Annotated in this window: 28 protein-coding genes; 6 read left to right on the top strand and 22 right to left on the bottom strand. The window is 61.7% G+C overall.

What is annotated here, in order from left to right; translation table 11 throughout:
• Position 1: 1 nt before the first annotated feature.
• The 8 genes from AWU82_RS20400 to AWU82_RS20435 form a co-directional block, all read right to left on the bottom strand.
• Positions 2-505: a DUF4142 domain-containing protein gene (locus AWU82_RS20400; RefSeq protein WP_064383040.1), complete on the bottom strand. Its 504-nt coding sequence runs from the start codon at positions 503-505 to the stop codon at positions 2-4.
• Positions 506-580: 75 nt separating this feature from the next.
• On the bottom strand, positions 581-736 hold the full coding sequence (locus AWU82_RS20405; protein ID WP_077045875.1) for a KGG domain-containing protein: 156 nt from the start codon (positions 734-736) through the stop codon (positions 581-583).
• Positions 737-854: 118 nt separating this feature from the next.
• Positions 855-2,204, bottom strand: coding sequence for a sensor domain-containing protein (locus AWU82_RS20410; protein WP_064383039.1), 1,350 nt, complete (start codon positions 2,202-2,204; stop codon positions 855-857).
• 77 nt (positions 2,205-2,281) lie between these two features.
• Positions 2,282-2,920, bottom strand: a complete 639-nt coding sequence (locus tag AWU82_RS20415; RefSeq protein ID WP_011332867.1) for a LysE family translocator — start codon at positions 2,918-2,920, stop codon at positions 2,282-2,284.
• Between the two features lie 60 nt (positions 2,921-2,980).
• Positions 2,981-3,397, bottom strand: a complete 417-nt coding sequence (fos, locus tag AWU82_RS20420) for a fosfomycin resistance glutathione transferase (RefSeq protein WP_064383036.1) — start codon at positions 3,395-3,397, stop codon at positions 2,981-2,983.
• 4 nt (positions 3,398-3,401) lie between these two features.
• Positions 3,402-4,121: a PA3715 family protein gene (locus tag AWU82_RS20425; protein WP_064383034.1), complete on the bottom strand. Its 720-nt coding sequence runs from the start codon at positions 4,119-4,121 to the stop codon at positions 3,402-3,404.
• 35 nt (positions 4,122-4,156) lie between these two features.
• Positions 4,157-4,894, bottom strand: a complete 738-nt coding sequence (locus AWU82_RS20430; protein ID WP_064383032.1) for a PA3715 family protein — start codon at positions 4,892-4,894, stop codon at positions 4,157-4,159.
• Positions 4,895-4,914: 20 nt separating this feature from the next.
• A complete protein-coding gene (locus AWU82_RS20435) occupies positions 4,915-5,826 on the bottom strand; it encodes a LysR family transcriptional regulator (protein ID WP_190241491.1) in 912 nt (303 codons plus the stop codon).
• A 78-nt stretch (positions 5,827-5,904) separates the two neighbouring features.
• Between AWU82_RS20435 and AWU82_RS20440 the strand changes: the two genes are divergently transcribed.
• Positions 5,905-6,393 carry a DMT family transporter gene (locus AWU82_RS20440; protein ID WP_064383029.1) on the top strand — a complete coding sequence of 163 codons (489 nt, stop codon included), beginning with the start codon at positions 5,905-5,907 and terminating at the stop codon, positions 6,391-6,393.
• A 34-nt stretch (positions 6,394-6,427) separates the two neighbouring features.
• Here the strand turns inward: AWU82_RS20440 and AWU82_RS20445 are convergent, their stop codons facing one another.
• The 4 genes from AWU82_RS20445 to AWU82_RS20460 all read right to left on the bottom strand — a co-directional run bounded on the left by AWU82_RS20445 (position 6,428) and on the right by AWU82_RS20460 (position 10,970).
• Positions 6,428-7,759: an MFS transporter gene (locus AWU82_RS20445; RefSeq protein WP_011332861.1), complete on the bottom strand. Its 1,332-nt coding sequence runs from the start codon at positions 7,757-7,759 to the stop codon at positions 6,428-6,430.
• A gap of 82 nt (positions 7,760-7,841) precedes the next feature.
• Complete coding sequence (locus AWU82_RS20450; protein ID WP_064383028.1) at positions 7,842-8,768, bottom strand: hydroxymethylglutaryl-CoA lyase; 927 nt, start codon at positions 8,766-8,768, stop codon at positions 7,842-7,844.
• On the bottom strand, positions 8,765-9,958 hold the full coding sequence (locus AWU82_RS20455; protein ID WP_064383025.1) for a CaiB/BaiF CoA transferase family protein: 1,194 nt from the start codon (positions 9,956-9,958) through the stop codon (positions 8,765-8,767). Before AWU82_RS20455 ends, AWU82_RS20450 begins: the two co-directional genes overlap by 4 nt.
• A 103-nt stretch (positions 9,959-10,061) precedes the next feature.
• A complete protein-coding gene (locus tag AWU82_RS20460; protein ID WP_064383023.1) occupies positions 10,062-10,970 on the bottom strand; it encodes a LysR family transcriptional regulator in 909 nt (302 codons plus the stop codon).
• Positions 10,971-11,186: 216 nt separating this feature from the next.
• Here AWU82_RS20460 and AWU82_RS20465 point away from each other — a divergent pair, with 216 nt between their 5' ends.
• Positions 11,187-12,353 carry an MFS transporter gene (locus tag AWU82_RS20465; RefSeq protein ID WP_064383022.1) on the top strand — a complete coding sequence of 389 codons (1,167 nt, stop codon included), beginning with the start codon at positions 11,187-11,189 and terminating at the stop codon, positions 12,351-12,353.
• Here the strand turns inward: AWU82_RS20465 and yiaY are convergent.
• Positions 12,350-13,498, bottom strand: a complete 1,149-nt coding sequence (gene yiaY / locus AWU82_RS20470; protein WP_064383020.1) for an L-threonine dehydrogenase — start codon at positions 13,496-13,498, stop codon at positions 12,350-12,352. The two genes, AWU82_RS20465 and yiaY, sit on opposite strands and share 4 nt — an antisense overlap.
• Before the next feature lie 155 nt (positions 13,499-13,653).
• On the opposite strand from yiaY, the gene AWU82_RS20475 reads away from it, so the two are divergent.
• The gene (locus AWU82_RS20475) at positions 13,654-14,673 is read left to right on the top strand and encodes a DUF4917 family protein (protein ID WP_064383019.1); all 1,020 of its coding nucleotides are present in this window, start codon (positions 13,654-13,656) and stop codon (positions 14,671-14,673) included.
• Here the strand turns inward: AWU82_RS20475 and AWU82_RS20480 are convergent, their stop codons facing one another.
• Positions 14,674-15,216 (bottom strand): helix-turn-helix domain-containing protein, encoded by a 543-nt coding sequence (locus AWU82_RS20480; RefSeq protein WP_011332854.1) that lies wholly within the window; start codon positions 15,214-15,216, stop codon positions 14,674-14,676.
• Between the two features lie 108 nt (positions 15,217-15,324).
• Here AWU82_RS20480 and AWU82_RS20485 point away from each other — a divergent pair, with 108 nt between their 5' ends.
• Both AWU82_RS20485 and AWU82_RS20490 read left to right on the top strand, forming a co-directional pair.
• Positions 15,325-16,107, top strand: a complete 783-nt coding sequence (locus tag AWU82_RS20485; protein WP_007957912.1) for an aldolase — start codon at positions 15,325-15,327, stop codon at positions 16,105-16,107.
• 26 nt (positions 16,108-16,133) lie between these two features.
• Positions 16,134-17,015, top strand: coding sequence for a dihydrodipicolinate synthase family protein (locus AWU82_RS20490; RefSeq protein WP_064383017.1), 882 nt, complete (start codon positions 16,134-16,136; stop codon positions 17,013-17,015).
• 53 nt (positions 17,016-17,068) lie between these two features.
• Here the strand turns inward: AWU82_RS20490 and AWU82_RS20495 are convergent, their stop codons facing one another.
• The 4 genes from AWU82_RS20495 to AWU82_RS20510 form a co-directional block, all read right to left on the bottom strand.
• Positions 17,069-17,593: a hypothetical protein gene (locus AWU82_RS20495; protein ID WP_064383015.1), complete on the bottom strand. Its 525-nt coding sequence runs from the start codon at positions 17,591-17,593 to the stop codon at positions 17,069-17,071.
• Positions 17,593-18,237: a hypothetical protein gene (locus AWU82_RS20500; protein ID WP_064383013.1), complete on the bottom strand. Its 645-nt coding sequence runs from the start codon at positions 18,235-18,237 to the stop codon at positions 17,593-17,595. The genes AWU82_RS20495 and AWU82_RS20500 overlap by 1 nt, the downstream gene beginning before the upstream one ends.
• 155 nt (positions 18,238-18,392) lie before the next feature.
• Positions 18,393-18,737: a YegP family protein gene (locus AWU82_RS20505; RefSeq protein ID WP_064383011.1), complete on the bottom strand. Its 345-nt coding sequence runs from the start codon at positions 18,735-18,737 to the stop codon at positions 18,393-18,395.
• A gap of 22 nt (positions 18,738-18,759) precedes the next feature.
• Positions 18,760-19,341, bottom strand: a complete 582-nt coding sequence (locus tag AWU82_RS20510) for a DJ-1/PfpI family protein (RefSeq protein WP_064383009.1) — start codon at positions 19,339-19,341, stop codon at positions 18,760-18,762.
• Positions 19,342-19,509: 168 nt separating this feature from the next.
• Here AWU82_RS20510 and AWU82_RS20515 point away from each other — a divergent pair, with 168 nt between their 5' ends.
• Positions 19,510-20,424, top strand: a complete 915-nt coding sequence (locus AWU82_RS20515) for a DMT family transporter (RefSeq protein WP_064383007.1) — start codon at positions 19,510-19,512, stop codon at positions 20,422-20,424.
• On the opposite strand, the gene AWU82_RS20520 is transcribed toward AWU82_RS20515, so the two are convergent.
• The 4 genes from AWU82_RS20520 to AWU82_RS20535 form a co-directional block, all read right to left on the bottom strand.
• Positions 20,414-21,646 (bottom strand): class I SAM-dependent methyltransferase, encoded by a 1,233-nt coding sequence (locus AWU82_RS20520; protein ID WP_064383005.1) that lies wholly within the window; start codon positions 21,644-21,646, stop codon positions 20,414-20,416. The two genes, AWU82_RS20515 and AWU82_RS20520, sit on opposite strands and share 11 nt — an antisense overlap.
• Positions 21,647-21,736: 90 nt before the next feature.
• Positions 21,737-22,354 (bottom strand): TPM domain-containing protein, encoded by a 618-nt coding sequence (locus AWU82_RS20525; RefSeq protein WP_064383003.1) that lies wholly within the window; start codon positions 22,352-22,354, stop codon positions 21,737-21,739.
• A 28-nt stretch (positions 22,355-22,382) separates the two neighbouring features.
• Entirely contained in the window at positions 22,383-23,135 is a 753-nt protein-coding gene (locus AWU82_RS20530; protein WP_064384150.1) for a TPM domain-containing protein, read from the bottom strand.
• A gap of 13 nt (positions 23,136-23,148) precedes the next feature.
• The gene (locus AWU82_RS20535; protein WP_064383000.1) at positions 23,149-23,757 is read right to left on the bottom strand and encodes a LemA family protein; all 609 of its coding nucleotides are present in this window, start codon (positions 23,755-23,757) and stop codon (positions 23,149-23,151) included.
• Positions 23,758-23,774 lie beyond the last annotated feature (17 nt).

The following is a 23,774-nucleotide window of genomic DNA, read 5'->3' on the forward strand; positions in this document are numbered from 1 at the left end:
TTCAGCGACTGGCCTGAAGGGCTCGGGCCATTTCCAGATGACTCTGCAGTTTTGGCAGTGTCTCGTCGGCAAACGCCTTGATCTCCGGCACGTCGGTGGTCTGAGCCTCCTGCTGGATCTGCTGAATGGCTTCTTCGGTGGCTTTGACCTGGCTGGCGGCGTAGGCCTGATCGAAGCTGGCGCCCTCTTTGACCTCCGGCATCAAAGTCTTGGCCTTGTCGGCGACTTCTTCGCGGGGTGCAACCGGCAGGTCCAGTTTCTTGGCGATTTTCGCCAGATGCTGATTGGCGGTGGTGCGGTCGTTGATGACCTGGATGGTGTAGTCCTTGACTTCTTTGGACTCGGCCTTGCTGTGCGCCAGACGACTGGCCTCGATGTCGGCCATGCCTTTGGCCGAGGCTTCGTTGATGAAGTCGGCGGGCGACTGGGCAAACGCGCTGCTGGCGAACAACCCCAGCAGGCTGACAAAACTGATGTGGCGTACTCGGGTGGCCATCCGGCTCATGGTCGCGCCCTCCTTCTGTGCAGATTCAAGCGGGAGCTTGCGCCCCCGCCTCTCAATCAAAACAACCTTCGCCGACTACTTCGATTTCTGAGCAGGCTTGCGGCCCATGTCGGTTTTAGGCTCTTTATCGACCGTCGTGGTGGTGGTTTTCCCACCTTTGCGACCGGCTTCAGACGCCTTGGTTCGATCGTTGGCGAAGTTTCCCGAGTTCGAGTTTCTTGAGTTAGGCATGATTCTCTACCTCTTGGCATTGACCGTAAGCGAGCAGGTGCCCGCCTAGATTGAGAATTTCCTGACTGACAAAGGTTTAGAAAAGTTGCCGTCGCCGCGACGAACGGTGACCCGCCGATCAGCTGTCCAGCCTTTTATGATTCTGCCGTTTGGCGGCGTACATCACTTGATCGGCGTGACGAAACAGTTGCTGTTCCTCATCACCATGCTCGGGATAACGGGCCACGCCGATGCTCGGTTCGATGTGCAGGTTGTGCCCGTCCAGGCGCATGGGTTGCACCAGTACCTGTCGGATTTTTTCCGCCACGCTGTCGGCATCGTCGGCGGCGTGGACGCTGTGCAACAGCACCACGAACTCGTCGCCGCCGATCCGCGCCACGGTGTCGGTCTCGCGCACGCAGCCCTTGAGCCGGTTGGCCACCGCCTGCAACAGCATGTCGCCGACCCCATGGCCAAAGGTGTCGTTGACCTGTTTGAAACGATCCAGATCGACGTATAGCAGCGCCATGTGCCCCGCCCGTTCCCGCGCATGGTTCAGCGCAGCCTTGAGCCGGTCGCGCAGCAGTTCGCGGTTGGGCAACTGGGTCAGTTGGTCATACTGCGCCATGCGCCGCAGGCGGGCGTGCAATTGCTGGCGTTCGATGGCGGTGGCGACCTGGGCGCAGACGTATTGCAGCAGTTCCTTGTCGCGTTCGGTGTAGCGCTCGCCACCGGCCAGGCTTTTGACAATCAGCGCGCCGATGGTGCGTTCTTTCGAACTCAGCGGCACGCCCAGCCAGCACGGCGATTGCTGGCCGGCCACCAGCGCGGCGAACTCCGGCGGCGCGTGAGGGCAATCCGGGGTCAGGAGGATAGGCTGACGGCTGCGGATCACTTCCGCACACAGACGCCCGGTGACGGTGCCGGGTTGTTCCGGTTGCAACTCGTCATCGTCGACGTGATAGGGAAAATTCAGCTGCGCGCAATGTTCGTCGTACAGCGCCACGGAGAAGTTCAGCGCCGGCAGCCACTCGCCGATGATCAGGTGGATGCGCTTGAACAGCGCCAGCAGATCCTCCGCCGCGTGCGCCGCTTCGGAGATCGCGTACAACGCCGCCTGACGGGATTCGGCGAGTTTGCGTTCGGTGATGTCCCGGGCCACGGCGATGCGCAGTTGATCGACTTCCGACCAGCGCGCCGACCACAGGATGTGCACGACGCTGCCGTCCTTGCGCACGTAGCGGTTTTCGAAATTGTGCTTGGGCTCGCCGCCCATGATGTCGCTCGCGGCGGCCAGGGTGCGCTCACGGTCGGCCGGGTAGACGTAGTCGATCATCGACTGGCCGATCAGTTCGTCAGGCGTGTAGCCGAGAATCCGCTCGCAGGCCGCACTGACAAAAACGAAGCGACCTTGCTTGTCGACCGCGCAAACGGCATCCAGCAGCAGATCGATGTAACTCGCCAACGGCGCGGAATTTCGGCTTTCCATGGTTCAGCGTGGGTGTCCGGGCAATGCAGCACTGTTCAACCATCCATGACCTCGACCTCGCATCCCAGCGAATGTTTTCAAGCCTTGTTCGGTATCAGCCCTGGCAGCGCATGCACCAGCGCGTTGATGGCAAAACCGATGAACATGATCCCGCACAACCGGGTGATCGCCAGTTCATGACGCTGGTACAACGTACGCACCTGGCGCGCCCCGACGATGCCAATGAGGATAGCGTAGGCGAGCAATCCGCCGAGGAAACTCAAGGCGATCAGCATCGGCAGCATCGACCAGTTGAGCAGTTCGGCGCGGCTCGACAGCAACGCAGTGAAGGTCGCCACCGCCACCGGGTAGGCCTTGGGGTTGGTCAGGCCGAACAGGATGCCGTGCCAGAACGGTTGACGCGCCGCGCCCTGGGGCTGCTCGCCGTTACTGCGTTTGGCCCGCACCGCACGCCAGCCGAGCCAGAACAGGTACAGGCCGCTGAGCACACCGAGCACATCGAACGCGGTACTGCCGATTTCCCGGGCGCCGACAATCGCGATCAGCGCAGTGCTGCACCAGATCACATCGCCCAGCAGGTGCCCGCACAGAAACCCCGCCCCGGCCCGTCGTCCTCGCGCGGCGCCAATGCCGAACACCGCCAGCACACCCGGCCCCGGCGTGATGCCGTAAATGAAACCCGAGGCCAGCACGGCCATTAGCAACGATGGAGTCATGGAAAACCTGCAAGTCCCGGAAAACGTGGCCGCCAGTCTATATCAGCGATTAACGGATGATCACGGCTCGTTGAAAAAACCCATGCCCGCGTAGGGCTTTTGCCGACACGCGGCCAGTCGCGAGGCCAGATCGCCGACGTGGGCTTCGAGCTTGTGACCGTCCGGGTCGAGGAAGTAGAACGACGCGCCTTCGCTAAGGTTGTCGCGCCATTCCTGCACGTTGGCGGCGCGAAGCAGTTGCACGAACAGCGGGAAATCCGCCGCGCCAATGCTGAAGGCGTAGTGGGTGTAGTCGGCGGCGGGCTCGGGATGGCGCTTCGGATCGAGGGACAGGCACAACCACAGGCCCGGGAGCGACAGATAGGCACCGGCGTCCCAAGTGGCCTCGACCCGCAGCTTCAGCAAGTCACGGTAGAACGAGAGGCTGCGGTCCAGGTCAGTGACGGCGAGGGTCAGGTGGTTGAGGCCGGTGAGCATCGGGTCAGTAACCTCGGAGGTCTTCGGGGATGAGGTATTGCTTGCCGTCGTAGGTCAGGGTGATTTGGGTTTTGGTCAGGTCGGTGGTTTTGGAAACGCACTCTTTGCCTGACTGGGTCGAGGTGTACACCACACCACTTGAGGAGACGATCAGATCAGCGAACCCGTTATGGCTGGACGAGCCGATTTCCACTGTCCTGAGGATTTTCGTGTCCTTGGTTTCGCACTCCCCGCTACCCTCGCCAAATTCTTTCCGAATGACCAGACCTTCCAGCACCGGTCGCAACTTGCTGCCTTCGCGCACATACAGCGCCAAATCGGTTTTCGCGTAGGGGTTGGCTCTTGAGAGACGGTCGGCGAAATCCGAACGCAGGCCAAAGGCACGAACGTCCGACGCCAGGCGGTATCGCGCGGTATCGATCTTCAAGTCATCGAAGCGGATCGCGTCGGAGTTATAGGCTCCAGGCTTGACGTAACTCGCCAAAGGCTTGGCATTCGCGGCGTTGAGGAGCGACAACTCAAGATCGAAAACGCCGTCGTGATCACCTTCGGAGTCGGACACGAATGTCGATTTTGCCGAGATCGCCTTGTCCGGGAAGGCCGGCCACACTTTGCAGCGTGACAGGGAGTGACCGTCGAATTTCTTGATCTCACAGGCGGCGTGGACCTGAGTGGTTACGGCCAGGAAGCCGAGGACGATAAGAAGTCGGGTTGGGGTAAACATTGTTCTTCCTTGAATTAAGTCGCGTTGGTTCTGTATCACTCGGTGGCTTTGAAACCTTTAGGCAAGACGTAGGATTTTCCGTCGTAGTGAAGGGTTGTCAGTTCAGGGCTGCTGACACTGATCTTATCTTCACAAGTGTCGCCTTCGACGACATTGGTCGTCCCTGTCGTCTTGGTTTTGATGATCAGATCGGCATAACCATGGGAGCTGGTCTTGGCGATTTCTACCGTTCTGGTCGTCTCATATCGCTCGCCGGCGCAATCACCGTCCCATTCGCCGCCGTACTCATAAACCACTAATTGACTGAGCACGGGACGTAACTTATCGCCCTCTCTCACATAAAGAGAGAGGTGCGTTTCCTCAAGCGGGTTGAGGCGAGAGGCATTGGTGAATTGCACGCGAACGCCAAACGCCCGTACCTCAGGGGTGAGCTTGTAGCGCGCGGTATCGAGCGAGAGATCTCGCAATGCCACCCCACCCGAGAAGAAAGCGGAGGCTTGGTGATAAGTGGCAACCGGTTCCGTTTGGTCGCTTTTAATGAGCGATAAATTGAAATCATAAGTGCCGCTCGTGTCGGTGCCACCCGGCACGGAGCTGCGCTCAAATTTCGCATCCGCGCTGATGTTCAACCCCGGATACGCCGGCCACTGCTTGCACACGGAGAAATCCAGATCACCGATCACCGGCGCAGGCACACAATCAGCCAACACCTGCCCCGCCATCAACGCCCCACACAGCGCCACCCAACCAACGACCCCAGACTTCACTGTCACGCCCCGCTCCTTGATGTTTTTCAGCCGCGCACTATCCCCTGCTCAATCCGCCGATTCAACCAGTTCAACGCCTGATCCCCGCACCGCCGCTTGTGCCACGCCGAGACAAACGTGAACGGTGCAATTTCAAACGGTGGCGGCAGGACGATCAGCGATTCGTCATCCACCTCATTCAACGCTCGCGAAGCCACGGTCAGGATCAGATCCGTGCCGCTGATGAACCGCGGCGCAACGCTCCAGTGCGGCAGGCTGATGGCGACGCGGCGGCGTTCACGCAGGGCGGTCAGGGTGCGTTCGATTTCCGGGGTGCCGCTGCCGCGCATTTCCAGCAAGACATGGGGACGGGAGAGATAGGTTGGCAAGTCGAGAACACCTCCAGCGGTAAGGCTCTGACGATCCAGGAGGCAGACGTAGCGCTCTTCGAACAACGGCGTGCTGCGCAGTTCGCCGGGCAACTCAGGGAGCACGCCGGCAGCAAGGTCGATGTCGCCGTTAAGCAGGCCTTCGACCATGCCTTCGCGGCTGGCGTGGCTGATTTGCAGGTCGATGCCAGGCGCTTCCGCGCGCAAGGTGCGAATCAGCCCGGGCAGGATGAGCGCCGCGCCGTAGTCCGACATCGCGAGGCGAAACGTCCGACGGGCGCTGGCCGGATCGAAGGTGTTCGGCGCCAGCAGCGATTGCACCTGGGCCAGGGTTTCGGCCAGTGGCGCCGCCAGCTCCAGCGCCCGCGCGGTGGGGACCAACCCCGAACCGGCACGCACCAGCAGCGGATCGCCGAGCAAGTCACGCAGACGCGCCAACGCATGGCTGACCGCCGGTTGACTCAGGTGCAGACGCTCGGCAGCGCGGGTCACGTGTTGCTCGCTGAGCAAGGCGTCGAGGATCACCAGTAGATTGAGGTCGATGCGCCGCAGATCATTCATCTGATGCATGTTCCGGATACCAAAACAGAATTTAAATCTGCGCGACGAATACTCTAGAGTCCAGCAAAACCTTGCCGGAGAACGATCATGGGAACGATGCAGTGGGTCGGTTTGCTGCTGTTGGCAGTATTTGCCGGGGCGGTGGTGCCGTTTCAGAGTGCGATCAATATCAACCTGGCGCGGGGGTTGGGGCATCCGCTGTGGGCGACGTTCACCTCGCTGGTGGTGAGCGTGCTGGTGTTGTTGCCGGTGATTGTCGCCCTGCGCCTGCCGTTGCCGTCGCTGGCCTTCGCCTGCAAGCTGCCGCTGTGGATGTGGACCGGCGGCGCGTTCGGGGTGTGCTTCGTCGCATTGGCGGTGGTGTTGCTGCCGAAGCTGGGGGCTTCGGGATTTCTGGCGCTGGCTTTGGCCGGGCAAATGACCACGTCAATCGTGCTGGATCATTTCGGCCTGTTCGGGCTGGTGGAGAAACATCTGACATTGCCGCGCCTGTTCGGAGCGCTGTTGTTGATGGCGGGAGTGGTGCTGATCCAGTTTGGTGACTCGGCCGCCAGGTCCTTGGCACCGGCGGGCTGATCGTTCGCGTGATCGGAACGACCAGCCCGGAAACTCAGTACTTGTCGAGTGTGCGCAATTTCTGCGGCAGCCCCCACAGCAGCAACGCCGCCGCGATCAGTGCCGCCACACCGATGACATACAGTGCCGGTGTGGTACTGCCAGTCAGGTCCTTGATTCGGCCGACCATCACCGGACTGACGATGCCGCCGAACTGCCCCAGTGTATTGATCACCGCAATCCCGCCCGCCGCACCGGCCCCGGCACCCGCCAGCAGTTTCGGTGGCAAGGTCCAGAAGCTCGGAATCGACGCAATGATCCCGGCGCCCAACAAGCCAAGAGCGACGATCAAAAACGTGGTGTGGCTGGCAAAAATCCCCGCGCTGAAAAAGCCGATGGCGCCGACGATCACCAGCCCCGCGACAAACTTGCGCCGCTCACCCGTAGCATCGGACAGACGACCGATCACCACCATGCTGATCGCACCACAAATGTAGGGGATCGAGGTCAGCAGGCCGATCATCACCGGGCTCTCGGTGCCGGCACTGCGGATCAGTTGCGGAGCCCAGAAATTCAAGCCGTAGGACGCAACCTGGATCAGGAAGTAGATCAGCCCCAAAGTCAGGAAACCCGGAATTTTCAGCGCCGCCAGCAACGAGCCGCCGCTCTTGTGCGGTTCATGATGGGCGATGCGGCTGGCCAGCAGTTTTTTCTCTTCCGGCGTCAGCCAGTGAGCGTCCTCGATGCGGTCCTTGAGCAAGGTCAGTACCAAAAACCCGAGGCCGACACAGGGCACGCCACCGAGCAGAAACAACCAGTGCCAGCCGCGCATCTGCAACACGCCATCAAGGTGTTCCAGCACCAGTCCGGAGAACGGCGCACCGACCAGCCCGGCAAACGCCGAGGCCAGGAACAGCATCGAAGTGATGCGGCCACGGAAGTGCTGCGGGAACCACAGCGTCAGGTAATACAGCACGCCGGGGGCGAAACCGGCCTCCATCGCGCCGATCAGAAAGCGCAGCACGTAGAACTGCCATTCGCTGTTGACGAACACCATCAGCGCCGTCGCCACGCCCCAGGACATCATGATCCGGGCGATCCAGCGCCGCGCGCCAACCTTGTACAGCATCATGTTGCTCGGTACTTCGAACAGCACGTAACCGACCACGAACAGACCGGCACCGAGACCGTAAGCGGTGTCGCTCAGGCTCAGGTCGGCCTGCAACTGGAACTTGGCGAAGCTGATGTTGATGCGGTCGAAGAAGGCGAACAGGTAGCAGACCATGATCAACGGCATCAGGCGCCAGGCGACCTTGCTGACCAGGGCTTTTTCGGCATCGTGATCGACGGACGAGCTTGCGCCCGCCTCCATTACATTGAGGCTCATAGTTTTTTCTCCAGGCGGACTGCCGGTGGGCGTCCGATTGTTTTTGTTGTCTGGTTGGGGGTAAGTCAGTGAGCGTGTGACATCAGGTGGGGATCGGGTGCAGATCGCAATTGCGTCCGGCCTTGGCCAGTTGCCCCGGCACTTCGTGGCCCAGCAGCGCGGGCAAGCCACGGGACAGTTTCAGCAGCAAAGGCAGATCGATGCCGGTGTGAATGCCGACTTCATCGCAGAGGTTGACCAGGTCTTCGGTGCAGATGTTGCCCGACGCGCCGGGCGCAAACGGGCAACCGCCGAGCCCGCCCAATGCCGCGTCGAAACGCCGGGCGCCCGCTTCGTAAGCCGCCAGCACGTTGCACAATCCCAGGCCTCGGGTGTTGTGAAAGTGCAGAGTCAGATCCGCCGCCGAAACCCGCTGCAACACCCGCCGCACCAGTCGGTCGACCTGTCGCGGGTTGGCCATGCCGGTGGTGTCGGCCAGGGTGATGCCCTGAATGCCGAGTGCCTGATAGGCTTCGACGATTTGCAGCACGCGATCCTCGTCAATCCTGCCCTCAAACGGACAACCGAAAGTCGTCGCGATACTGCCGTTGAGCCGCACGCCCGAGCCGCTGGCGAAGCTCACGATCTCGCCAAACGCCGCCAGCGAGGCTTCGCAACGCATGCGCATGTTCGCCAGGTTGTGAGTCTGGCTGGCGGACATCACCAGGTTCAGTTCATCGGCGCCAGCCTCCAGTGCCCGTTGCGCACCCTTGAGGTTGGGAATCAGCGCGACGTAAATCACCCCCGGCTGACGCTGGATGCCCTTGAACACCTGCTCGCCATCGCGCAGGGCCGGGATCGCTTTCGGCGAGACGAACGAGCCGGCCTCGATGCGGCTGAATCCTGCCCGGGACAGTTGATCGATCAGGGCGATCTTGTCTTCGGTCTCGACCCAGCTCGGCTCGATCTGCAAGCCGTCCCGGGGCGAGACTTCCTGGACGATCAGGGTCTGCGAGTAATCGCTGATCATTGCACCACCCCCTGGCTTTTCAGGCGTTCGATGTCAGAAGCGGTCAGGCCGAGACCGGCGAGGATGCCATCGGTGTGCTGACCGAGGCCGGGGCCCGACCAGTTCACACCACCGGGGGTTTCCGAGAGTTTGGGCACGATGCCCGGCATCTTCACGGTCGCCCCGCCGGGCAACGCGGCGTCAAGCAACATGTCCCGGGCCTGATAGTGCGGATCGGCAACGATGTCGGCCACCGAGTAGATGCGGCCGGCCGGCACTTCGGCGGCTTCCAGCGCCGCCAGTACGTCATTGATCGGCAGGCTGCTCGTCCAGTGGGTGATGGCAGCGTCGAGCAGACCGCTCTTTGCGGCGCGGCCGTCGTTGTGGGCGAATTCTTCGGCTTCGGCCAGATCATCCCGACCGATGACCTGCATCAGACGCTTGTAGATCGGGTCGCTGTTGCCGGCGATCACCACGTAGGCGCCGTCAGCCGTGAGGTAAGTATTGGAAGGTGCGATGCCCGGCAACGCGCCGCCGCTGCGTTCGCGGACATGGCCGAGCATGTCGTATTCCGGCACCAGGCTTTCCATGACGTTGAACACGCTTTCGGCCAGCGACACATCGACAACCTGTCCGCCGCCCTGCCCGGTCTTGACCCGCAGCAGCGACATCAGTGCACCGATCACCGCGTGCAGTGAAGCCAGCGAATCGCCGAGGCTGACGCCGACCCGCGCCGGGGGCGAACCGGGGGTGCCGGTGGTGTAGCGAATGCCGCCCATGGCCTCGCCGATCGCACCGAAGCCGGGGCGGTCACGGTAAGGGCCGGTCTGGCCGTAGCCGGAAATGCGCACCAGGGTCAGGTTGGGGTTCAGGGCGTGCAGCACGTCCCAGCCCAGGCCGAGTTTTTCCAGGGCGCCGGGGCGCAGGTTTTCGATGATCACGTCGGCATCGCGCGCCAGTTGCTTGACCAGCTCGATGCCTTCGGCGGATTTCAGATTGAGCGCCAGGGATTTCTTGTTGCGCGATTGCAGGTACCACCACAGCGACGTTCCTTCGTGCAGCTTGCGCCATTTGCGCAGCGGGTCGCCCTGACCCATGGCTTCGATCTTGATCACTTCGGCGCCGAATTCGGCAAGCATGCGCGCGGCAAACGGCGCAGCGATCAGGGTGCCGATTTCGATCACTTTGATCGCACTCAAAGGGGCAGTCATCGCGGGGTACCTCTTGTTCTTGGAATTGCGGCCAAGGCTAGAGGAACGTCATGGCCGCGATCCAGCCGTCACTCGGCAACGGCCGTTCGCCAAACGCGAACGCTCAGCTGGCTGCGCGCAAATGCTCGAACAGGATCCGGCTCACCGGCGACAGCCCGGCCTGGTCACGCACCACCACGAGCAAGTCACGATCCGACCAGCCATCGGTCAGCGGCACCGCCTGCAACCCCAGCGCCCGGCCGAACAACTCATAAGCCCGCTGCGGCAGGATGCCGATGCCCATGTTGGCCTGCACCATCCGGCACACGGCATCGAAGCCCGGCACATGAATGCGGATGCGCAACACCTTGCCGGCCTGCCGCGCGGCAGCGTGGGTGCGCATATTGATCGAACTGGCGGCGTGCAGACCGACGTAATCGCTGTCGAGGGTTTCACTGAACGCGACGGATTCGCGCACCGCCAACGGATGCTCGGGCAGCATCACCACCACCAGTTTGTCCCGGCGATAGCGCACGCTGTGCAGGCCTTTGATGTCGCTGTCGCTGGAACAGATACCCAGATCCGCCACGCCATCGAGCACGCCCTGAACCACGCCGGCGCTGGGCCGCTCTTCCAGATCGGTCTTGACCTGCGGCTGTTGCGCGGTGAAATCGCGCAGGTCTTCGGGGAGAAACTGAATGATCGCCGACAGGTTCGCCAGCATCCGCACATAGCCGCGCACACCGTGGCTGTGCTCGCCCAGTTCGAGGCCCATTTTCTCGACGTTGAACAACATCTGCCGAGCGTGGTGCAACAGGGTTTCGCCGGCCGGGGTCAGGGTCATGCCCTTGGCCTGGCGCACGAACAGGCTGATGCCCAGCGCTTCCTCCAGTTCCATCAAACGCTTGCTCGCCGCCGACACGGCAATCGCCTCGCGGGAGGCGGCACGGGTCAACGTGCCTTCCTCGTGGACGGCGACGAACAATTGCAGGGTGATCAGGTCGAGGCGGCGGATCAGGCTTTTTTGCAGCATGGCAAGCTCGATAACGTGGGTTCGTTGATCCGGCAGGATAGCCGGGTTGCGCCCCGTGCAGACACTCAATTGCCTTGCATTCAACACTGGCAACGCTTACAGGAAAAATTGAAAAGGCACACAGCACTACCGGACACAGCCGATTATGGCCTGACGTATCATTCGCTTGGTTTTTTACTGACCGAAAGCGAACATCTCTGCCCCCACGGACGACTCATGAACCCCGGACTTATCCTGCTCATCACCTGCTCCACCGTGTTCCTCGCCCAGTTGGGCATGAGCATTTACCTGCCGGCGTTGCCGCAGATCGCCGGGCACTTGCACGTCGATGCAACACAGGTGGCCTGGGGGTTGTCGCTGTACCTGATCGGCATGGCGCTGCCGATGCTGCTCTGGGGCAGTCTGGCGCAGCGCATCGGCCGCAAACCGGTGCTGCTCGCGGCGCTGGGAATTTATGGCCTGGCGAATCTGGCACTGCCGCAGGGTGCGACGCTGGAATCGTTCCTGTTGCTGCGACTGCTTCAGGGGATCGGCGCCAGCGGCATTTCGGTGATGGCGCGGGTGCTGATTCGTGACAGCTTTCGGGGGGATCTGCTGGCGAAGGCGTTGTCGTGGATTTCGATTTCGTTCGTTGTCGCGCTCGGGATCGGGCAATACGCCGGTTCGCTCATTCAGGTGACGCTGGGCTGGCAGGCGATCTTTTATCTGCTGGGCGCGGTCAGCCTGTTGATGGCCGCGATAGTCTCGCGCCTTAGTTTCCCGAAACTCATCGAAGCGCCCACAACCGCTTCGCCCTGGGAGGTCTATCGAACGATCCTGATCCATCGGGCGTTTCTGCTGCCGGCGCTTGCGGGCGGTCTGGGTTATGGCGTGATCATCGCGTTCAACAGCGCTGCGCCGTTGATTCTGCAAGGCCCGTTCAACTGGTCGACGACCGAATACGGGCTGTTGGGCTGGCCGATCAGTGCGGCTTATTTTCTGGCGGCGCTGGCGGTCAATCGCTTTGTGCTGCGTACCGGTCAACACCGGCTGATGACACTGGGGGTCGGGTTGGTGATGGCAGGCACTGGCGTGATGCTGGCTGGCAGCCTGTTGGCCAGCTCGATGGCCTGGCTGCTTTGGTTTCCTTACTGCGTCGCCGTGTTCGGTCAGTCGCTGAACTATCCCATCAGCCTGTCACGGGCCAACGATGGAGCGCCGATTGCCGGCGCTTACGCGATGGCCCTGAGCGGTTTCATCCACCAATTGATGGCTGCACTGATCGGCGCGATGGCCAGCCTGCTCGCTGGTCCGCAGGCGTGGCCGCTATCGATGCTGTGCTGCGTTCTGGCATTTGGCGCGTTGCTCTGCACGAGGTTAACGCCCGATCATCAGCCCGCTTAAAACGCGCTGCGGAAAATCTCCTCGATCTGCCGCTGATCCGCCACTCGCGGATTGGTGAAGCCGCAAGCGTCTTTCAAGGCGTTGGCGGCGAGCACCGGGATGTCGGTGCACTTGGCGCCGAGATCACGCAGGCCACCGGGAATCTCCACGTCCCTGGCCAGGCAACGAATCGCATCGATCGCGGCTTTGACGCCCTCTTCCGGACTGAAGCCACGAATGTCGGCGCCCATGGCGTGGGCCACATCGGTCAGACGACCGGCACAGACCTGTGCGTTGAACGTCTGCACATGGGGCAGCAGCACCGCGTTGCAAACACCATGGGGCAAGTCATAGAAACCGCCCAACTGGTGCGCCATCGCATGCACGTAGCCAAGGGAGGCATTGTTGAACGCCATGCCGGCGAGGAACTGCGCGTAGGCCATATTTTCCCGCGCCGCCAGGTCGCTGCCGTCGCGCACGGCCAGGCGCAGGTTGTTGCTGATCAGGGTCATGGCTTTCAGTGCGCAGGCGTCGGTGATCGGGTTGGCGGCGGTAGAGACGTAGGCTTCGATCGCGTGAGTCAGCGCATCCATGCCGGTGGCGGCGGTCAGGCTTTTCGGCATGGCAACCATCAGCGCCGGGTCGTTGACCGACAGCAGCGGCGTGACGTTGCGGTCGACGATGGCCATTTTCACGTGGCGGGTTTCGTCGGTGATGATGCAGAACCGGGTCATCTCGCTGGCGGTGCCGGCGGTGGTGTTGATAGCGATCAGCGGCAGTTGTGGCTTGGTCGATTGATCGACGCCTTCGTAGTCACGGATCTGCCCGCCGTTGGTCGCGCACAGGGCGATGCCCTTGGCGCAGTCGTGGGGCGAACCGCCGCCGAGGGACACCACGAAATCGCAGCGACTCTCCTTGAGCAGCGCCAGTCCTGACTCAACGTTGGCGATGCTCGGATTGGGTTTGGCGCCGTCGAAGACCACCGAATCGATGTCCTGCATCGCCAGTTTCTCGGCGATCATCGTCGCCACGCCGGCCTTGGCCAGCCCGGCATCGGTGACAATCAGCGCCTTGCGAAAACCGTAGTTGCGGATCGCGTTCATGGCGTCGTCAAGGCAGCCGCTGCCCATGATGTTTACCGCGGGAATGAAAAAGGTGCTGCTCATGGCGCGTCTCCTGGCTGGGGCCAAATCGATGCTTGCAATTCGGCGGGTGCGCAAAGGATCGACCGATCGGTCACGGCGGATGTTGATCTGGCTCAATGCCCGCTCGTGATAAAGTCGCCGTCCATCTGCCCCTCTGTTTTGAGACGTGCCCTGCAATGACCGATTTTCTGGATGTCGACGCCACACTCGAAGACTGGAACGCGTTGCGCGCCACCACCGACTTCAGTGGCCTGCTGCTGGGCAACGGCGCCAGCCGCGCGGTGTGGGACGATTTCGGCTACGACTCGCTGTTCGAAAACGCCCGCACGGTGGAAGAAAAACCGTTGAGCCCGTCGGAACTGAGCGTGTTCGACGCCCTGCACACGCGCAGCTTCGAGCAGGTGCTCGGCGCGCTGAAAACCACCAGTCGGGTCAACAAGGCGCTGGCCGTCAGCTCGGCCGCGCCGCGTAACCGCTACTACGCGATCAAGGAAGCGCTGATCAACACCGTGCACGCGGTACACATCCCGTGGCGGCTGATCGAAGCGTCGACCCTGGCAACCCTGAACAGCGAGCTGGCAAGTTATCGCACGGTGTTCACCACCAATTACGATTTGCTCAATTACTGGGCCCTGCAACATCAGGGCGAGGTCATCGACGACCTGTTCAACGGCCCCGACGCCAGTTTCGATCTGTGCGAAAGCCACACTGAAAAACCGCGTCTGCTGTACCTGCACGGCGGTCTGCATCTGGTGCGCAACCAAGACGGCACGGCACGCAAGCTGACCGCCACCGAGGGCACGCTGCTCGGTAGTTTCGCGATCAACAACACGATCAAGACGCTGGATGATGTGCCGCTGTTCGTCAACGAAGGGCCGAGCGCCGACAAGCTCAAGACCATCCGCAGTTCCGATTATCTGTCGTTCTGCTACGACCAGTTACTCGAACACGGCGACAACCTGTGCATCTTCGGCCACGCCCTCGGCGAACAGGACAGCCACCTCGTGCGCGCCCTGCGTCTGGCGACACCGAAGACCGTGGCGATCTCGATCTACCCGCGCAGCGCGGCGTTCATCCAGCACCAGAAGCGGCATTACGCGAAGCTGTTCGAGGGCACGGGCGTCGCGTTGCGGTTCTTTGATTCCAAAAGCCATGCGCTGGGCAATCCCAAGCTGTCGGTGCCGGTTGAGGTCTGATCACTCCTCGCTGCTGTGCACCACCACCAGCAACTGCGCCTGCACTTCGCCCACTGAGCGGATGCGATGGGGTTTCTGCGCATTGAAGTGCAGCGCATCCCCCCGTTCCAGCAGCACCCGCTCGTTCACGAAGTCCACTTCGACCCGGCCTTCGTGGACAAACAGAAACTCCTCGCCCAAGTGTTCCTTGAAGGTTTTGTCGGTGAATTCGCTCGGCGGGTAAATGATGAACGGCAGCAGGCTGCGCTCACTGACCTGATGGGCCAGCACCGCGTAGCCGGGGCTGTGGTCGTTGGCCGCCAGCGACTGGCGTTCGTGGCTGCGCACCAGGCTGTAGCCGTCGAGGCTGACGTTGTCTTCGGAGAACAGCTCCTCGACTTTCACGTTCAGCGCCTTGGCCAGTTTCAGCGCGGCGGCTATCGACGGCGTGTTCAACCCGCGCTCGACCTTCGACAGATAACTCTTGGTCATGCCGGATTTCTCGGCCAGTGCCTCAAGGGTTACGCCAAGTTTTTTTCTCAATAATTTCAAACGGATAGACATGCGAAGCGATTAATCCAGCAAAGGAAAGACGATTTGTCCTTGCCAATGACACAAAGTGTCATATAGCCTCTTAAGTGTCATCCATGGCAACCACCACAGGACACGGATATGGCGAAGACATTAGCACTACCCAAAGACGAACTGGTCAAGCAAGCGCTGACCCAGATGCAAAAAAGCCTGGCGGATAATACGTGGACAGACCGGCAAAAGCTGGCCCTGACCTGCCGGATCCTCTTCGAGAACGGCCACGATTCGGGCCTCGCCGGGCAGATCACCGCCCGTGGCCCGCAACCGGGCACTTACTACACTCAGCAACTGGGGCTGGGTTTCGATGAAATCACCGCGAGTAATCTGCTGCTGGTCAACGAAGACCTCGAAGTGCTCGAAGGCCACGGCATGGCCAACCCGGCCAACCGTTTCCACAGCTGGGTGTACCGCGCCCGGCCGGACGTGAACTGCATCATTCACACTCACCCAACGCACATTGCCGCGCTGTCGATGCTGGAAGTGCCGCTGCAGATTTCCCACATGGACCTGTGCCCGCTGTACGACGATTGTGCGTTCCTCGAAGGCTGGCCGGGTGTGCCGGTGGGTAACGAAGAAGGCGAACTGATTGCCGGGGCGTTGGGCGACAAGCGGGCGATCCTGCTTTCCCACCACGGACAGCTGTCCACTGGGACGACCATCGAGGAAGCCTGTGTCATCGCGCAATTGATCGAGCGCGCCGCCAAGCTGCAATTGCTGGCGATGGCCGCCGGGACGATCAAGCCGATCATTCCCGAGCTGGGTCGCGAGGCGCATGACTGGGTGTCGAAACCGAAACGCCACGCCGCGGCCTTCAACTACTACGCCCGGCAGAACCTGCGTCAGCACGCCGATTGCCTGAACTGAACACTTCATCCTTGCGGAGCACTCTCATGTCCAACATTCACGGCATCATCGGCTACACCATCACCCCGTTCGGCGCCAACGGCGAAGGCGTTGACCTGCCGGCCCTCGGCCGCTCCATCGACCGTCTGATCGCCGGCGGCGTCCACGCCATTGCGCCACTGGGCAGCACCGGCGAAGGCGCCTACCTGAGCGATGCGGAGTGGGATCAGGTCGCCGAATTCAGTATCAGGCACGTGGCCAAGCGCGTACCGACCGTGGTCAGCGTGTCCGACCTGACCACCGCCAAAGCGGTACGCCGCGCACGCTTTGCCGAAGCCCATGGCGCCGACGTGGTGATGGTGTTGCCGGCCTCTTACTGGAAGCTGACCGAAGCGGAAATCCTCGCCCACTACCGCGCCATCGGTGACAGCATCGGCGTGCCGATCATGCTCTACAACAACCCGGCCACCAGCGGCACCGACATGTCGGTGGAGCTGATCCTGCGCATCGTCAACGGCGTGGAAAACGTGACCATGGTCAAGGAGAGCACCGGCGACATCCAGCGCATGCACAAGCTGCAACTGCTCGGCGAAGGCCGGGTGCCGTTCTACAACGGCTGCAACCCGCTGGCGCTGGAAGCCTTCGCTGCCGGGGCCAAAGGCTGGTGCACGGCGGCACCGAACCTGATCCCGCAGCTCAATCTGGATTTGTACGAAGCCACACTGGCGGGGGATCTCGGCAAGGCGCGAGAGCTGTTCTACCGCCAGTTGCCACTGCTGGACTTCATCCTCAAGGGTGGCTTGCCGGCGACGATCAAGGCCGGTCTGCGACTGACCGGTCTGGAAGTCGGCGATCCGCGTTTGCCGGTGTTCCCGCTGGCTGAGGCCGGGCGTACGCAATTGCAGGCCTTGCTGAACACCTTGCGCTGAACGAAAAAAATCCCGCCCGGTTCACCCCGGGTGGGATTGTTTGTGGCCGTCGATCAGAGGCTGGCGGCGCGTTTCATGGCTTCGCGGTGGAACGGCTGATCCTTGAGAATCTGCGCGATGAACGTGTCGCTGATCAAGCGCATGTGTTCGAACTGACCGCCCGAGGCGTTGAATGCGCCGCGCCAGGATTCGGTGTGGTTCTTCACGGTGTAGACGCCCAGTATCTGCTTGCCATGGCTGAGGCTGAACACCACCGTGCTGTCGAAACTCACCGGCACCGGCACCAGAAACAGAGTGAAGGCGCTCAGAAGCATCTGCGGCTGAATCCCGCCGACATCACTGTTGGCAATGACTAAAACGTTGTAGCCGTCTTCGCTGCGACCGGCCTTCACTTCTTCAAAGGTGCCACGCCGACGCAATTCGTCACGCAGCATCCAGCTTGGCATGCCGATCACACTGACGTTGATGGCCGGCAATTGCTGGCTGCTGTAATCGACGTCCGGCGCCTTCAGCGAATGGGTGGCCTGGCAACCGCCGAGCAGCAGAAGCAAGCCCAGAAGCAGACGTTTGATGAGCATCAGAATTTCCCCGAGAGCATGGCTTTGTAGACGGAGGCGCTGGTGCCGTTCTCTTCACGAATAAACGGTGTGGCGGTGTACAGGTTCGGCATGTCCAGTCGTTGCAGGCCGGGCACTTGCGGATACCCGGCGCGGACCAGCGCGGCGTCGCGTTCGAGGTGATCGCTGTGCAGGAACAGGCAGGTGCTGTCGCTGGGGGACACGCAGCCGGCGCGGAAGTCACCGATGTAATAAGCCTTGCCCGCTTCGAGCTGCATGCCGATGGTGAAGTCTTCACGGCTCCAGGACACCGATCTGCCGCGATCGAATCGCACGTTGTAGATCTCGTAGCGTCCAGGTTTGAGCGGCATCACGAACAGGGTGCCGATACCACGGCCGGTCTCGCGCACGTCCCGTGCCGTGCGGGCATAGAACTCGTTGTGCAGGCGCGCGCTGGCGAATTCGTCACTGCCACGCTTGCGGATCAGCAGCATCTGTTCCTGGGCCGCATAGGCCGCTTTCGGCCAGATGCCGACCACACCCACCAGGTACGCTGTGCCGGAATCGGCACTCGGTGCGAGTTCATCATCGATTCGGGTCGGGGAAAGGCTATAGCAGCCGCTCAAGCCAAGCAGCAGGGTCAGGACAACGAAAAAGCGGATCATCAGTGGGAAAACTCTGGCGGCAGTGGTTCAAAATTTCCGCGAAAGAGTCATCTCAACGCCCCCTTCCTTGGATTGGCGGCGGAGGATAAGCGAAATGATGGCACATAGCCAGAATTCAGTCGCCAAGGATTTGGCGACTGAAGGTCATGGGTGGTTCAAAGCACCGGCAGGGTTTTGTCCTTGATCACCTTGGACGGCCCGTTGGCCTTGACGCTGGCGATGCCTTTGGCGCAGGCCGCGTCCGAGGAATAGGATTCGCTGCTGCCGATGATCTGGTGATTGGCCGCCTTGAGGTTGAAATAGGGATGGCCGTCCTTCGTCGATTTTTTCTCGTAGCGTTCGTCCAGCGGGCTGTTGGTCTGCACCGAGGCAATGCCGCTTTCGGCGGCCGTGCGGCTGGTGTACAGCTCGCTGGTCAGAATGGTTTCGGCATTCGCCGCTTTCAGCACGAACTTGTACTGGCCGTTGCTGCTTTTGCTCAACTCATACCATCCGGACATGGTGTTTCTCCTTATCGATGTGTCACAGGGTGATTTTGGTTCCAAGCAAACCGAGGAAACCGGCCAGCCATTTCGGGTGCGCCGGCCAGGCGGGCGCGGTGGCCAGGTTGCCCTGGACATGGCCGTCCGTGACCGGGATGTCGATGTAGGTGCCGCCGGCCAGCCGCACTTCCGGGGCACAGGCCGGATAGGCACTGCACTCGCGACCTTCAAGAATCCCCGCCGCCGCCAGCAGTTGCGCGCCGTGACAGACGGCGGCAATCGGCTTGCCGGCCTTGTCGAAGGCGCGCACCAGTACCAGGACTTTTTCATTCAGCCGCAGGTATTCCGGCGCACGCCCGCCGGGCACCAGCAGTGCGTCGTAATCCTTGGCATCGACCTTGGCGAAATCGAAGTTCAGGGCGAACTGGTGACCGGGTTTCTCGCTGTAGGTTTGATCGCCTTCAAAGTCATGGATCGCGGTGCGCACGGTCTTGCCGGCGGCCTTGTCCGGGCACACGGCATGCACGGTGTGCCCGACCATTTGGAGGGCCTGGAACGGCACCATCACTTCGTAGTCTTCGACGTAATCGCCGACCAGCATCAGTATCTTTTTCGCGGCCATGGGCAGGACTCCTCTGGTGAATGCGCAGGAATATTCACAGTAGTCCAAGGATCGTGATGGCGTCGCAAACTGTATGGATAACTCTGCGCTCAGCTGTAACAGCCCGATTGCCGTGGTTTGTGGCTAGATGAAGGCACCTCCCTGCCACCTTTGAATCGGTTTGCCCTCATGTCTTCGCGCGAAAACACCGGCATGGCCCTCGGCCTGCTCGGCGTGGTGATTTTCAGCCTTACCCTGCCCTTCACCCGCATCGTGGTGCAGGAACTGCACCCGCTGCTCAACGGCCTCGGCCGCGCCTTGTTCGCGGCGATTCCGGCAGCGGCGCTGTTATTGTGGCGACGGGAAAAGTGGCCGACCTGGAAGCAGGTCAAAGGCCTGAGCCTGGTGATTGCCGGGGTGATTCTCGGTTTCCCGGTGCTGTCGGCGTGGGCTATGCAGACCCTGCCGGCGTCCCACGGTGCGCTGGTCAACGGTTTGCAGCCGCTGTGCGTGGCGCTGTATGCCGCGTGGCTGTCCCATGAACGTCCGTCGAAAGCCTTCTGGGCCTGTGCGGCGCTGGGCAGTGCGCTGGTGCTGGGTTATGCGTTGTACACCGGCGCCGGCAGCATTCAGGCCGGGGATTTATTGATGTTGGGTGCGATTGCAGTGGGCGGTCTGGGTTATGCCGAGGGCGGGCGGCTGGCCCGGGAGATGGGCGGCTGGCAGGTAATCTGCTGGGCGCTGGTGCTGTCGACGCCGCTGCTGATCGGTCCGGTGTTGTACCTGGCGTTGCAGCATCAGGGCGCGGTGTCGGCGAAAACCTGGTGGGCCTTCGGTTACGTCGCGCTGTTTTCGCAGTTCCTGGGTTTCTTCGCCTGGTACGCCGGGCTGGCCATGGGGGGCATTGCCCGGGTCAGTCAGATCCAGCTGTTGCAGATCTTCTTCACCATCGCGTTTTCCGCGCTGTTCTTTGGGGAACATGTGGAGCCGATCACCTGGCTGTTCGCCTGCGGGGTGATCGCGACGGTGATGCTCGGGCGCAAGACCGCGGTGCGCCCGGCTCAACCGGGCACGTTACCCGCCGGGGTTCAGCTCAAGCCTTGAGCTTCAGCAGGCCGTCAGCGAGCAGCAGGGTTTCGAGGCAGTGCTCGCTGATCTGGTAGAACGCCTTCAACTCCTGAATCTTCACCAGCAACTGAGTCGGGTCCACCGGCTCGGCGCGCTTTACGGCGAGGATCATCTTGTTCTTGTTGGTGTGGTCCAGCGAGATGAACTCGAACACCTTGGTCTCGTAACCGCAGGCTTCGAGGAACAGCGCACGCAAGCTGTCGGTGACCATTTCCGCCTGCTGACCCAGGTGCAGGCCGTATTGCAGCATCGGCTTGAGCAGCGCCGGGCTCTGGATCTGCAAGCGGATCTGTTTGTGGCAGCACGGCGAGCACATGATGATTGAGGCGCCGGAGCGGATGCCGGTGTGGATCGCGTAGTCGGTGGCGATGTCGCAGGCATGCAGGGCGATCATCACGTCCAGCTCGCTCGGCGCCACGCTGCGCACATCACCGCATTTGAACACCAGCCCCGGGTGTTCCAGCTTCGCGGCGGCGGTGTTGCACAGGTTGACCATTTCTTCGCGCAGTTCGACGCCGGTGACTTCGCCCTCGGCCTTCAACGTGTTGCGCAAATAGTCATGGATGGCGAACGTCAGATAACCCTTGCCTGAGCCGAAATCCGCCACCCGCACCGGTTTGTCGAGGGCCAGCGGCGACGAGGTCAGCGCGTGGCTGAAGACCTCGATGAACTTGTTGATCTGCTTCCACTTGCGCGACATCGCCGGGATCAGCTCGTGTTGCGCGTTGGTCACGCCCAGGTCCTTGAGGAACGGTCGGTTCAGATCGAGGAAGCGGTTTTTCTCGCGGTTATGCTCGGCGGACGGCACTTCGCGCAATTGCTGGGGTTTGCTCATAAACAGCGAGCTCTTGCCCTTTTTGCTGTATTCGAGCTGGGCTTCGTCAGTCAGGGCCAGCAAATGCGCATTTTTGAACGCCGCCGGCAGCAGCCCGGCAATCGTCGCCAGCGCTTCGTCCAACGGCAGGTTCTTGGTGATGTCGCGGGTCTTGTAGCGATAAACGAACGACAGGCACGGCTGCGCCTTGACCGTCACCGGTTTGATGATGATCCGCTGCAGGTCCGCTTCTTCGCCGACGTACTTGGCCAGCACCAGTTTGATGAAGCCGTTCTGTTCGAGGCTGGTTTGCAGCAGCTCGATGAACCGGGCGTGGTGATCGGGCGCCGGTTTGGCAGATGCGGAAGGAGCGGTAACGGACATGGGAAAAAGCGGCCTCGGACGGGCAAATCGGGAATGGCCGCTAGTTTAGGGGGGATGGCGTTCGAGGGCACGGCTAATTTCCCGAACGGCTTATCCCAACACCACCAACCGATTCGGCAACTCATTCCTCACCTGCGTCACCGGCACATGCACCTTGAGCAACTCGCCGCACGCTTCAATGCAGGTGACAAAGCCCTGCAACGTCTGCCCCTGTCGCACCTGCTCGGTAAACACCGCGACAATCGAATCCCAGCTCTTGTTATCCAGCTTTCTGGAAATCCCTTCGTCCACCAGAATCTCCACATATCGCTCCGCCTCGCAGACAAAAATCAGCATGCCAGTGCTGCCCACCGTGTGATGCAGGTTCTGTTCGAGAAACTGCCGGCGGGCCAGGTTCGAGGCGCGCCAGTGGCGGACGTGGCGCGGGATCAGATGAGTGGTGACCTTTGGCAGACGAAATACCAGGCACAGCACGACAAAACTGACCCACTGCACCAGCAACAGGCTGTGCATCGTCAGCCAGCCCGTCAGGTAATGCACGATCCCCGGCACCACCAGCGCCAGCAGGCTGGCCCACAGCAGCGGGATGTACGCGTAGTCGTCGGCGCGGGCCGCGAGCACCGTCACCAGTTCGGCGTCGGTCTCGCGCTCGACCCGGGCGATGGCCTCGGCGACCTTGCGTTGTTCGTGTTCAGTCAGTAATGCCATGTCGTGAAGTGCCTGCTCATTATTGTTATCACCAGCCGCCGGAGGACCCGCCCCCGCCGAAACTGCCACCGCCGCCGCTGAAGCCCCCGCCTCCACCGCCGCCGCCAAAACCTCCGCCACCAAAGCCGCCCCCTCCTCCGGAGCCGCCCCGGCCGGCGGGAAGGATACCGAGCATCTGGCAGACAAAAACAGTCAGGATGAACAACATCACCAGAAATACGAACAATGCCGGGTGGCGCGAGACGAAATCATTCGCGGGGTCGCCAGCCGACTCATACACCGTGGACGGTTCGTCCAGCGGATTGCCGCCCAGCACCACCAGCATCGCCGCCACACCGTCGCTGATGCCCTTGCTGAAGTTGCCGGCCTTGAACGATGGCGTGATCACCTGATGGATGATCACCGAACTCTGGGCATCGGTCAGGCGATCTTCCAGCCCGTAGCCGACTTCGATGCGCAATTTGCGCTCGTCACGGGCGACGATCAACAGCGCGCCGTTGTTTTTGTCCTTCTGGCCGATGCCCCAGTGCCGGCCGAGTTCGACGCCATAGTCCTCGATGGTGGCGCCTTGCAGGTTCGGCAGCGTCACGACCACCAACTGCTCGCCGGTCGCCTGTTCGTGGGCCTGCAACTGCTGGCTCAGTTGCGCGCGCACCGACGGCTCGATCATCTGCGCGTCGTCCACCACCCGCCCGGTCAGCGCCGGAAAGGTCATTTCGGCCCGGGCGCTGACGGTGAACAGCCACAGCATCAGCACCAGGCCCATCTTCAACACACGCATGGACATCCCCGGCTCAGAACTTCACTTCCGGGGCCTTGTCCGCACCGGGGCTGGTGGCTTCGAAGGTCTCACGGATCGGCAGATCGCTGTACATCACGCTGTGCCACAGGCGACCGGGAAAGGTGCGGATCTCGGTGTTGTATTTCTGCACCGCCAGAATGAAATCACGACGGGCCACGGCGATGCGGTTTTCCGTGCCCTCGAGTTGCGATTGCAGGGCGAGAAAGTTCTGGTTGGCTTTCAGGTCCGGATAGCGTTCGGACACCACCATCAAGCGGCTCAAGGCTCCGGTTAGCTGATCCTGCGCCTGCTGGAACTGCTTGAGTTTTTCCGGGTTGTCGAGAGTGCTGGCATCGACCTGGATCGACGTCGCCTTGGCCCGGGCCTCGATCACCGCAGTCAGGGTTGCTTCCTCGTGTTTGGCATAGCCCTTCACGGTTTCCACCAGATTGGGGATCAGGTCGGCGCGCCGCTGGTACTGGTTCTGCACCTGGCCCCAGGCAGCCTTGGCCTGTTCGTCGAGGGTCGGAATATTGTTGATGCCGCAAGCGGTCAACAACGTGGCCAGCACCAGCAGGGTGGCGACCTGCAAACGCGAGCGGTAGACAGGACTGACATTCATCGGACGGGTGCTCCCTT

This window comes from Pseudomonas glycinae (assembly GCF_001594225.2).
In the GTDB taxonomy this organism is placed as follows: domain Bacteria; phylum Pseudomonadota; class Gammaproteobacteria; order Pseudomonadales; family Pseudomonadaceae; genus Aquipseudomonas; species Aquipseudomonas glycinae.

What these genes read in the sequence shown, in the direction of transcription:
- AWU82_RS20435 (WP_190241491.1), bottom strand. Translation starts at nt 5,826, where the DNA reads ATGCATCAGATGAATGATCTGCGGCGCATCGACCTCAATCTACTGGTG.
- AWU82_RS20400 (WP_064383040.1), bottom strand. Translation starts at nt 505, where the DNA reads ATGAGCCGGATGGCCACCCGAGTACGCCACATCAGTTTTGTCAGCCTG.
- yiaY (WP_064383020.1), bottom strand. Translation starts at nt 13,498, where the DNA reads ATGAGCAGCACCTTTTTCATTCCCGCGGTAAACATCATGGGCAGCGGC.
- AWU82_RS20520 (WP_064383005.1), bottom strand. Translation starts at nt 21,646, where the DNA reads ATGTCCGTTACCGCTCCTTCCGCATCTGCCAAACCGGCGCCCGATCAC.
- AWU82_RS20455 (WP_064383025.1), bottom strand. Translation starts at nt 9,958, where the DNA reads ATGACTGCCCCTTTGAGTGCGATCAAAGTGATCGAAATCGGCACCCTG.
- AWU82_RS20525 (WP_064383003.1), bottom strand. Translation starts at nt 22,354, where the DNA reads ATGGCATTACTGACTGAACACGAACAACGCAAGGTCGCCGAGGCCATC.
- AWU82_RS20465 (WP_064383022.1), top strand. Translation starts at nt 11,187, where the DNA reads ATGAACCCCGGACTTATCCTGCTCATCACCTGCTCCACCGTGTTCCTC.
- AWU82_RS20460 (WP_064383023.1), bottom strand. Translation starts at nt 10,970, where the DNA reads ATGCTGCAAAAAAGCCTGATCCGCCGCCTCGACCTGATCACCCTGCAA.
- AWU82_RS20515 (WP_064383007.1), top strand. Translation starts at nt 19,510, where the DNA reads ATGTCTTCGCGCGAAAACACCGGCATGGCCCTCGGCCTGCTCGGCGTG.
- AWU82_RS20485 (WP_007957912.1), top strand. Translation starts at nt 15,325, where the DNA reads ATGGCGAAGACATTAGCACTACCCAAAGACGAACTGGTCAAGCAAGCG.
- AWU82_RS20505 (WP_064383011.1), bottom strand. Translation starts at nt 18,737, where the DNA reads ATGTCCGGATGGTATGAGTTGAGCAAAAGCAGCAACGGCCAGTACAAG.
- AWU82_RS20415 (WP_011332867.1), bottom strand. Translation starts at nt 2,920, where the DNA reads ATGACTCCATCGTTGCTAATGGCCGTGCTGGCCTCGGGTTTCATTTAC.
- AWU82_RS20405 (WP_077045875.1), bottom strand. Translation starts at nt 736, where the DNA reads ATGCCTAACTCAAGAAACTCGAACTCGGGAAACTTCGCCAACGATCGA.
- AWU82_RS20440 (WP_064383029.1), top strand. Translation starts at nt 5,905, where the DNA reads ATGGGAACGATGCAGTGGGTCGGTTTGCTGCTGTTGGCAGTATTTGCC.
- AWU82_RS20495 (WP_064383015.1), bottom strand. Translation starts at nt 17,593, where the DNA reads ATGCTCATCAAACGTCTGCTTCTGGGCTTGCTTCTGCTGCTCGGCGGT.
- AWU82_RS20445 (WP_011332861.1), bottom strand. Translation starts at nt 7,759, where the DNA reads ATGAGCCTCAATGTAATGGAGGCGGGCGCAAGCTCGTCCGTCGATCAC.
- fos (WP_064383036.1), bottom strand. Translation starts at nt 3,397, where the DNA reads ATGCTCACCGGCCTCAACCACCTGACCCTCGCCGTCACTGACCTGGAC.
- AWU82_RS20490 (WP_064383017.1), top strand. Translation starts at nt 16,134, where the DNA reads ATGTCCAACATTCACGGCATCATCGGCTACACCATCACCCCGTTCGGC.
- AWU82_RS20530 (WP_064384150.1), bottom strand. Translation starts at nt 23,135, where the DNA reads ATGCGTGTGTTGAAGATGGGCCTGGTGCTGATGCTGTGGCTGTTCACC.
- AWU82_RS20425 (WP_064383034.1), bottom strand. Translation starts at nt 4,121, where the DNA reads ATGTTTACCCCAACCCGACTTCTTATCGTCCTCGGCTTCCTGGCCGTA.
- AWU82_RS20475 (WP_064383019.1), top strand. Translation starts at nt 13,654, where the DNA reads ATGACCGATTTTCTGGATGTCGACGCCACACTCGAAGACTGGAACGCG.
- AWU82_RS20410 (WP_064383039.1), bottom strand. Translation starts at nt 2,204, where the DNA reads ATGGAAAGCCGAAATTCCGCGCCGTTGGCGAGTTACATCGATCTGCTG.
- AWU82_RS20510 (WP_064383009.1), bottom strand. Translation starts at nt 19,341, where the DNA reads ATGGCCGCGAAAAAGATACTGATGCTGGTCGGCGATTACGTCGAAGAC.
- AWU82_RS20450 (WP_064383028.1), bottom strand. Translation starts at nt 8,768, where the DNA reads ATGATCAGCGATTACTCGCAGACCCTGATCGTCCAGGAAGTCTCGCCC.
- AWU82_RS20500 (WP_064383013.1), bottom strand. Translation starts at nt 18,237, where the DNA reads ATGATCCGCTTTTTCGTTGTCCTGACCCTGCTGCTTGGCTTGAGCGGC.
- AWU82_RS20535 (WP_064383000.1), bottom strand. Translation starts at nt 23,757, where the DNA reads ATGAATGTCAGTCCTGTCTACCGCTCGCGTTTGCAGGTCGCCACCCTG.
- AWU82_RS20480 (WP_011332854.1), bottom strand. Translation starts at nt 15,216, where the DNA reads ATGTCTATCCGTTTGAAATTATTGAGAAAAAAACTTGGCGTAACCCTT.